Below are 8,166 nucleotides of genomic sequence, written 5' to 3'. Positions count from 1 at the left end.
TCGCGTTGCGCCTGGGTCAGGTTTTGGGGGAGATTGGCACGGCGGTAGCTGTCGAAGTAATCTAGCGACGCGCTAAACGCGGGGACGGGGATACCCATTTTTGCGGCTTGAGCGATGACTTCGCGCCAAGCGGATTGACGATCGAGAATGGTTTGTTTGAATTCTGGAGCTAGTAACAGATTGGCTAGATCTGGCTCGGCTTTGAAGGCATCCTTAATTTTGTTGAGGAATCCAGCCCGAATGATACAGCCACCTTTCCAGATCCGGGAAATTTCGCTCAGATTGAGATTGTAGCCTTCCGCTTTGGAAGCTGCGCTCAGTAATGCCATCCCTTGAGCGTAGGAACAGATTTTCGAGCAATAGAGGGCGTCGCGAACTTGGTCTACAAAGACTTTTGTATCCCCTGTAAACTTGCCATCTGGCCCGGTGAGGACTTTGGCTGCTTCGACGCGTTCGGTTTTAATCGATGACATAATTCGCCCGTTGACAGCGGCGATAATCGTCGGAATCGATACGCCGAGTTCCAGCGCGCTTTGGACAGTCCGGCGTCCGGTACCTTTTTGGGCGGCAGCGTCGAGAATGAGTTCGACCAATGGTTTATTGGTTTCCGGGTCGATATACTTGAAGATATCGGCAGTGATTTCGATCAAAAAGGAATTGAGTTCGTCGGTGGTATTCCACTCAGTGAAGACTTCACGCAACTGTTTGTGGTCTAAACCAGCAACGTTTTTGAGTAGGTCGTAGGCTTCGGCGATTAATTGCATATCGCCATACTCAATACCGTTATGCACCATTTTGACGTAGTGCCCAGCTCCACCTTTGCCGATGAACGTCACACAGGGGCCATCGTCTACCTGAGCGGCAATTTTGGTGAGAATGGGTTCGAGATTGCGATAGGCCGCTTCCGTGCCTCCTGGCATCATGCTAGGGCCATTGAGCGCACCTTCTTCGCCACCACTGACACCCATCCCGATAAAGGTGAATCCCAATCCTTCGAGATCTTTGGTACGACGCTCTGTGTCTGTAAATAGCGAGTTGCCACCATCGATGACGACATCTCCTGGTTCGAGAAAAGGTTTGAGTGCGTCGATCGTATCGTCAGTTGGTTTACCAGCCTTGACCATCAGTAAGATTTTGCGCGGAGTTTCGAGGGCGGCACAAAATTCTTCTAATGTATGCGTAGCAATTACTTTTTTGCCCTGGGCGCGGGTTTCCATAAACTTATCGGTTACTGCCCCAGTTCGATTGAACACGGCGATCGGAAAGCCGTTGCGCTCGACATTCAGGGCTAGGTTTTCACCCATGACAGCTAAACCAATGACACCAAAGCTTTGTAGAGACATAAATTATTGGAAATACTGGAGATGTAGGGTTCGATCTTTCTTCACCTCACCTTAGCTCGATCCCCATTTTTTGGGGCATTTTAGATAAATATTTGTAACGTTATTGGGAAAATGGCAGTTGGGGATCGCATCGATCGCGATTTTACATAATTATGTCTACAATTGGATGCAGTTTGGTGGATGGTGAATAGTGGCTGGTCTCAGATTTCGTAACAGTTTAAATATACTATTGCTTAGTCTAGATCCAGGGTATCCACAAGGGCATTGGTATCAACTTAAGAATACTGAGTCGCGCCAACCTATAGGGTGTCAATATTTCAGGAGTTTTATCCCGATCGACTTTCAACTTTCAACTTTCAACTAATTACCGAAGCCACTCTTGTCGATCGATTCTAAACTCCAAAACTTGTCCTTCTTCACTGCCAAATTTGACCTGCATTCCCGATTCGAGTGGAAATTCGCGAGCGTGAACTTTGACCCATTTATTTTCGAGGGTCAACACATAACTACCAAATCGAGACGTATCGCGTAGATAATAAATCCCCTGAGTAAAATCGGTCATCGATGGCGATCGATAGATAATTTCGGCATGACGTTGGGATACCCACGGCTCGACGACTACCAGATCGTTATCGCTAGATCTACCGACGCGCATCAAACCACCATCGATCGGAAAATCGGGATGGGTATGAAAACTGAGAGATCGCATATAAGCAACCGGAATCGCCTGCGGGACGGAGGGCATTTCGGTAATTGCTTCAGCTAATGGACGAATCAATTCGCCATTAAATTCTGGATGCATGTACAGGATCGGCAACGTCCATGCAGGTTGATTGAACTTAAATGAAATCAACAATTGCTGTCTGGCGATCGCGGCAGCTTCATCGATACTCAGGCGGTGTGCCAGAGCCTGAGTAAAAGTCTGAATAAAACTCAACGCCTCGCGATCGGCGATTGTATCGCGCATGGCAAGTACCGCCGGGACGCCATAATGCAGCAAGACTTCGGCCAGACTGCTGCGGGGGACGGCTTGCTGTTGATGTTGGTAAGGCTGCGCGCCCCAACAAGAATTAAATACGGCTAACTTAACGCCACACCGGACGAGTAATTGTGCCAATTCGGTACCATTCAAACCACCCACATCATTGAGCAGTAATAAACCCCCATCTGGTGCGGGCATCCCGTGTCCGGCATAGAAAAATACGTTATACTGCTGAGTCTCAAGTTTGGCAATCAATTCGGCAGGAGTCGGGCGCACGAGCGTATCGACATGACACCCGGCGGGATTGAGTCGATTGGGAGGATTGAAGCCGCTCGGCATAGTACTCCGCAAAGCTTGCGAGATCGTCGTCGATTCTCGCTCCAGATCGAGATTGGGACTGCCAGGAATATTTTGACCCAAAACTAACAGAATTTTAATCGATCGATCGAGCCGTTGCGGCGGCAAGGGATCGACATCGCTATTCGTCCGACTGAATAACACCAGTCGATCGATCGAGATTGCGGGTTTACCGTGCTGTGACTGCATGATTTCCCACGGAATGGAAATCGAGTCGGGATCGCGGATTTCCAGGCGTAGACGCAGCGATTTGCCCTGTCCGATCGCCATTCCCTGACTTTGAGCAAAGGCATTTCCCACCTGCTTGCAAAACAGCCACTGCCACAAATTGATTCCCAAGTGCTGCATCAGATTCGCACTATAGAGTTGCGGCCCCGGAGCCTCCGCAGGCGCGATCGTCTCTAAATCTAACTCCGGAATACTCAGATCTTGATGGCAGGGCAGACAAAATGGTCTACTGCCAGGATTAAACAACCCTTGCCATCCCAGCCAAATTTGGGATAGCTCGATCGTCCAGGTACAATTTTCAATTACATAGCCGCCAGGATAAGGTGCTTTGAGCACCCACACAGCATAATTGTCTGGGGTAGTCGCGCCTAAGCGGGCGACCGCAATATTGAGGGAAGGATGTTCATCCACAGATAGAGGACAGAAAATAAAGTACGGGGATGTGTGGTGAGGAGAGATTGTTAATGTTATCCAGTGTCATTATCGACGATTGAATAGCAGTTGTCACGAGTCTCGGTAGCAGATGTGTCATTACGCTGCTGCGCAACATCCCAAAGTCGCTATACTTGCACTATGTAGTCAATTTCCACTTACTCACCTTATGGGCTTGATTGAATTACTAATCCTATTAGGCTTAGGAGTAGGAACGTCAAAATTTGTCTCTAATTCCAATCGGCGCAAACGTTTGGAATCTGCTTTCTACGAGCTGTTAAGGAAACAGGATAGTTATATCTCCTTAATTCAGTTGGTAGCGATTTCGCAGGTCAGCTCTCAGGATGCCAAAATTTTTCTCGACGAACAGGTGCGCCTGCTGGACGGGATTCCAGAGGTTGATGACGATGGCGATACCTTTTACCGTTTCCCTAGGTTAAAACTGCCCGATGCGATCGTCGATGATGACTGGTAAAGTGAGCCAAAGTGACACACCTAGAAAGAACCAGAATGTTGGTATCTGTCAGTTTGAGAGATAGTTAAGGAATGTAATGTTTTCGCCTCGGGGTTGCCGAAGAAGACCAAATCGGGATTATGATGAGGAGAATTGTAAAGTTTCGTAAGAAGATAACTTTAAGTATATGTCTCTTCCATTATTAGAATACGCTCCTTCGAGCCAGAACTCTCGCGTTCGCGGTTATGAAGTACCTAGCGACGAACAGCCCAGGGTATTTTCCACAGACAACTTATTGTCGTCTAGCGATTATGACAATTTGATCGGATCGGCTTATCGTCAGATCTTCTTCCATGCGTTTGCTGCCGATCGCGAAAAATTCTTAGAATCGCAACTCCGTAACGGGCAAATTACCGTTCGCGACTTCATTCGGGGATTGTGCCTGTCTAATACCTTCACTAATAGTTTCTACAACCTTAATAGCAACTATAAATTTGCCGAACATTGCGTTCAAAAAATTCTCGGACGCGACGTATATAACGAAGCTGAAAAAATCGCTTGGTCGATCGTCATTGCTACCAAAGGTCGTGCTGGCTTTGTAAACGACCTCGTTAATAGCGATGAGTATCTAGAAAACTTCGGCGATACTATCGTCCCCTTCCAACGTCGTCGGGTATTACCCTCCGGCGCGAGCGAATTACCGTTTAACATCAAAAACCCTCGTTATGATGCTTACTACCGCCGCAAGCTAGGTTTCCCCAAAGCTTCTTGGCAAGCAGCAGTTCGTGGCTACAAACCTCAAGAAAAACAAGCCAAAGCAGGCGATCCTTCGCTATATCTGTCAATGGCGAAAAGTTTGGGCAACATCGGCAATCAGCCGCAGTCCATCTCGCCTTACAACATCGATTATCAAAATCTAGTTCCCCGTCGCTAATTCGCTGAATTAGATGAGACGACAAAGGGGGTTTCCGAACGATTGCTTTGCCTGTTGGTTGAGCGATCGATCGAAAGCCTCTTTTTAGTGTACGTTTGTAATTATCGATCGATTTCTTATTAACTAAAAGTCTCTACCGATGTCGGGTTGAGTAAAAATGCCGCCGAACGTTTTGCTGTTGCCTCCGAAACTAAAATCGGAATGAGTTCGATCGAGCTATCTTGGAGCAAAAAATCCCGAACTTTGATATTATCACCAGTATTGAATGTCGTCTCATAAAATACCTCGCGAATCCCGGCAGAAATGATAATTTTCAGGCAAGATAAACAAGGTTCTAAGGTCACGTAGATACTTGCTCCCCCCGTGGAAATACCATGTTTTGCAGCTTGTGCGATCGCGTTTGCTTCGGCATGTACCGACCTTGAAGGTAAAATTTTACTGGCATTACACGCACTCAAATCTGGATAACAAAACCCCTGCGTCGTACAATGCACCGAACCCGACGGCGAGCCATTATAACCCGTCGATAAAACTTGGCGATCTTTGACAATTACCGCACCTACGGGGAAGGCTAAACAGGTAGATCTGGTGGCGGTTAATTTCGCCAGCATCATGAAATATTCATCCCAAGTTGGGCGCGAAGAAATATCGTACATCGGTTAATTGATAATTGATAATTGATAATTGATAATTGATAATTGATAATTGATAATTAACAGTGGATAGAAATCCGTAGGGTGGGCAGTGCCCACCAATCAAGTTTCGCCGATCGCAACAATATATGAATTAGTAAATTATCAGTGGCTTTGGAGTATAGATTTGGAAAGTGAAAGGTTTGCTTCCTGACATTTTATCGGAGAAGCTCTGAGTAAGATATGGTGGAATATAGGGTTCAAATTCTACGTCTGATGATTGAGGATTTTGAGGAAAAAAAGTATCGCAATCATAACTTTCATCGAGCCGAGAGAGATAGATGATATCGAGATCGAGTCTTTGAATTACTTGTTGATAGAGATTAGCTCCACCACAATAAAATATTTTAGCATCTGCCTCTAACTCAATATCTCCACAATTGATATCGGTAGTAAAATTCAAGTGAGATGGAGAGTGTTCGGGTGCAAATTTAGAGCGATATTCTTCAGCTTGCGATGTCACGACGATATTCTGTCTACCTTTTAATGGAGCCTTTTCTCGATCGAACATTCCATCGAAAGTCTTACGTCCCATCACGATCGTATGTCCCATCGTCAGATTCATAAATAGTTTCAGATCGGCGGGATAATGCCACGGCATATAGCCATCTTTACCGATACCACCATCTTTGTCGATCGCTGCAATGAGAATTTTTTGAACCATTTTAATAGTTGATAGTTAATAGTTAATAGTCGATCGTTAATAGTTGAGAACTATAAGATAATGAATATTCCGATCTAATTTTCTCCTCACACGGTGAAACTGTGTATCTATGCCTCTCGTTGTTTAGACTGCTACTGGTAACTTGATAAATGCGCCGTGTTGATAATTGACTAATTGAATCCGATCGATATCATCATAGGTCAAATCGAACATCGATCGATCGCCCAATTGACTCAACTCTAATTGCGGTAAGTCATAAGCTTCTCGACTAGCATTGCGATAAGGTTCGATATGATCGATATATATGTGTGCGTCGGTAATCGAGTGATAAAAATCGCCTGGTTCGAGCTTGACTTCTCGGCAGATTAATAATAACAGAAGTGAGTAACAAGTTAAATTAAATGGATTGCCAACGCAATGATCTGACGATCGTTGTTGCAGATGTAAATTTAATTTACCACCTTGATAATTTAACGTAAAACTATGATGACAAGGTGGTAACTTGCTGATAGTCGCATTCGGTGGATACCAAGCGGTAATATGCAGTCTACGCGATCGAGGATTGCGTTTTAATTCATCGATAGCCCATCGTAATTGATCGAAACAAGGAATCGCGATCGATTCTTTTTCATCTACGATTAAATCGTGTCGATATTTACTCTCCTCTAAATTAACCAACACTTCCCCGTCGCATAAATAGTTGCTATCTTCGCGCCGAATTGGAGCTGTATAATCGGGAACTGGATAATATCGCCAAAACCTACCGTAAGCAGTTTCCAGATTACCATCTGCATCGCTCCAAGCATCCCAGATTTTAGTATGTTGCTTGAGATTGCGAATATGTGGTTCGCCAGATAAATACCAAATCATTTCCGTTACCAAACTCCGCCATTGAATCTTTTTGTGCGTCAAAATTGGGAAGGCTTCAGCCGTGACAGGTAGGCGATAGCTCAATCCAAATAACGAGACGGTATCGGTTCCCGTGCGGTTAGTTTCCCTAGTACCCTCCGTGAGGATTCGATCGAGGATTTCTAAGTACGTCTTATCTACTATATTCATACACGATCTAGTAATTTGCCAAAGCCCATTATCCTACCATTCGATCGTCTCATACGATCGTTGACAAGTATATTTTTTTACATTAAAAATAAGTTGTACTGACAAATGTCGCTATTGAGACGAATGCACAAATTATTAATATTCAACGACGAAACATTGCTTCATCAAGCATTAACGCACAGTTCTTACAGTAATGAACACCCAGAAGCAGCAAGCGATAACGAACGACTAGAATTTTTTGGAGATGCTCTTCTCTCCTTTATCAGTGGTGAGTACCTGTATAAATATCATCCTGAAATGGGAGAGGGTGAAATGACTCGACGACGTGCTGTACTGGTGGACGAAAAGCAACTTGCCAAATTTGCCTGTAAAGTGGGCTTATAGTCCAAAATGCGATTGGGAAATGGTGCAAGGCTAGAAGGTGGAGATCGCAGTCCAAATTTGCTTAGTAGTACTTTTGAGGCAATTGTCGGAGCTTATTACTTAGATAAAGGTTGTGATATTGAGGCAATTCGTTACTCGATCTATGAATTATTTGATACTGTACCTCAAGAAGCCAAGACAGGTTATTTTACTATAGATCCAAAGAGTGAATTTCAGATATTTGTCCAAAAAAGTGGCATAACAGCACCACCCAAATATGTTACAGAACGAGTAGGTGGAGCGGATCATCGTCCAGAATTTAGCTCGAAGGTTTATGTCAGTGATATATTGTATGGCGAAGGTCATGGTAGAAGTAAAAAAGAGGCTCAGAAACAGGCGGCTGAATCTGCTTTAGAAAAATTAAAAAAGGAAGATTCGTGCGCTCCCATAGATTCTTAGGTTGGGTTGAGACCCAAAATCCAACATCCATCGATGTCGATAGTAAAGATTGTTGGTTGCAGCGAAGCGAAACCCAACCGACACATCCTTGCACTGTAAGAATTCAGTGGATCATCTTAAGATTAGAGGATGTTTGAAAAGTGGGGAGGTGGGTAAAAAAGCTCACAAGAGCATAAGCTACGAATAGAAAGTAAGTAGC

The 8,166-nt window shown here is 44.8% G+C and carries 7 protein-coding genes and 1 pseudogene; 3 read left to right on the top strand and 5 right to left on the bottom strand.

The features are described 5' to 3' along the window. The coding region (gndA, locus tag C7B77_RS17945) for an NADP-dependent phosphogluconate dehydrogenase (protein ID WP_106307802.1) at positions 1–1,343 on the bottom strand (1,343 nt) is incomplete at its 3' end. Between the two features lie 364 nt (positions 1,344–1,707). Then, positions 1,708–3,321: a CHAT domain-containing protein gene (locus C7B77_RS17940; protein ID WP_245894258.1), complete on the bottom strand. Its 1,614-nt coding sequence runs from the start codon at positions 3,319–3,321 to the stop codon at positions 1,708–1,710. 190 nt (positions 3,322–3,511) lie between these two features. On the opposite strand from C7B77_RS17940, the gene C7B77_RS17935 reads away from it, so the two are divergent. Together C7B77_RS17935 and C7B77_RS17930 are read left to right on the top strand one after the other, a co-directional pair. Beyond that, positions 3,512–3,817 carry a hypothetical protein gene (locus C7B77_RS17935; protein WP_106307796.1) on the top strand — a complete coding sequence of 102 codons (306 nt, stop codon included), beginning with the start codon at positions 3,512–3,514 and terminating at the stop codon, positions 3,815–3,817. Positions 3,818–3,983: 166 nt separating this feature from the next. Then, a complete protein-coding gene (locus C7B77_RS17930) occupies positions 3,984–4,730 on the top strand; it encodes a phycobilisome rod-core linker polypeptide (RefSeq protein ID WP_106307793.1) in 747 nt (248 codons plus the stop codon). 119 nt (positions 4,731–4,849) lie between these two features. Here C7B77_RS17930 and C7B77_RS17925 read toward each other — a convergent pair whose 3' ends face one another. The 3 genes from C7B77_RS17925 to thyA form a co-directional block, all read right to left on the bottom strand. Then, positions 4,850–5,386 carry a deoxycytidylate deaminase gene (locus C7B77_RS17925; protein WP_106307790.1) on the bottom strand — a complete coding sequence of 179 codons (537 nt, stop codon included), beginning with the start codon at positions 5,384–5,386 and terminating at the stop codon, positions 4,850–4,852. Positions 5,387–5,516: 130 nt separating this feature from the next. Continuing rightward, positions 5,517–6,086: a dihydrofolate reductase gene (locus C7B77_RS17920; protein WP_106307787.1), complete on the bottom strand. Its 570-nt coding sequence runs from the start codon at positions 6,084–6,086 to the stop codon at positions 5,517–5,519. A 123-nt stretch (positions 6,087–6,209) separates the two neighbouring features. Then, positions 6,210–7,145 (bottom strand): thymidylate synthase, encoded by a 936-nt coding sequence (thyA, locus tag C7B77_RS17915; protein WP_106307784.1) that lies wholly within the window; start codon positions 7,143–7,145, stop codon positions 6,210–6,212. 123 nt (positions 7,146–7,268) lie between these two features. Between thyA and rnc the strand changes: the two are divergent. Next, positions 7,269–7,967 (top strand): annotated as a pseudogene (gene rnc, locus C7B77_RS31735) (ribonuclease III). Positions 7,968–8,166: the final 199 nt, after the last annotated feature.

Origin of the sequence: Chamaesiphon polymorphus CCALA 037 (genome assembly GCF_003003845.1) — a bacterium.
GTDB classification, from domain to species: Bacteria; Cyanobacteriota; Cyanobacteriia; order Cyanobacteriales; family Chamaesiphonaceae; genus Chamaesiphon; species Chamaesiphon polymorphus.
This window is presented reverse-complemented; position numbering and strand designations above follow the sequence as displayed.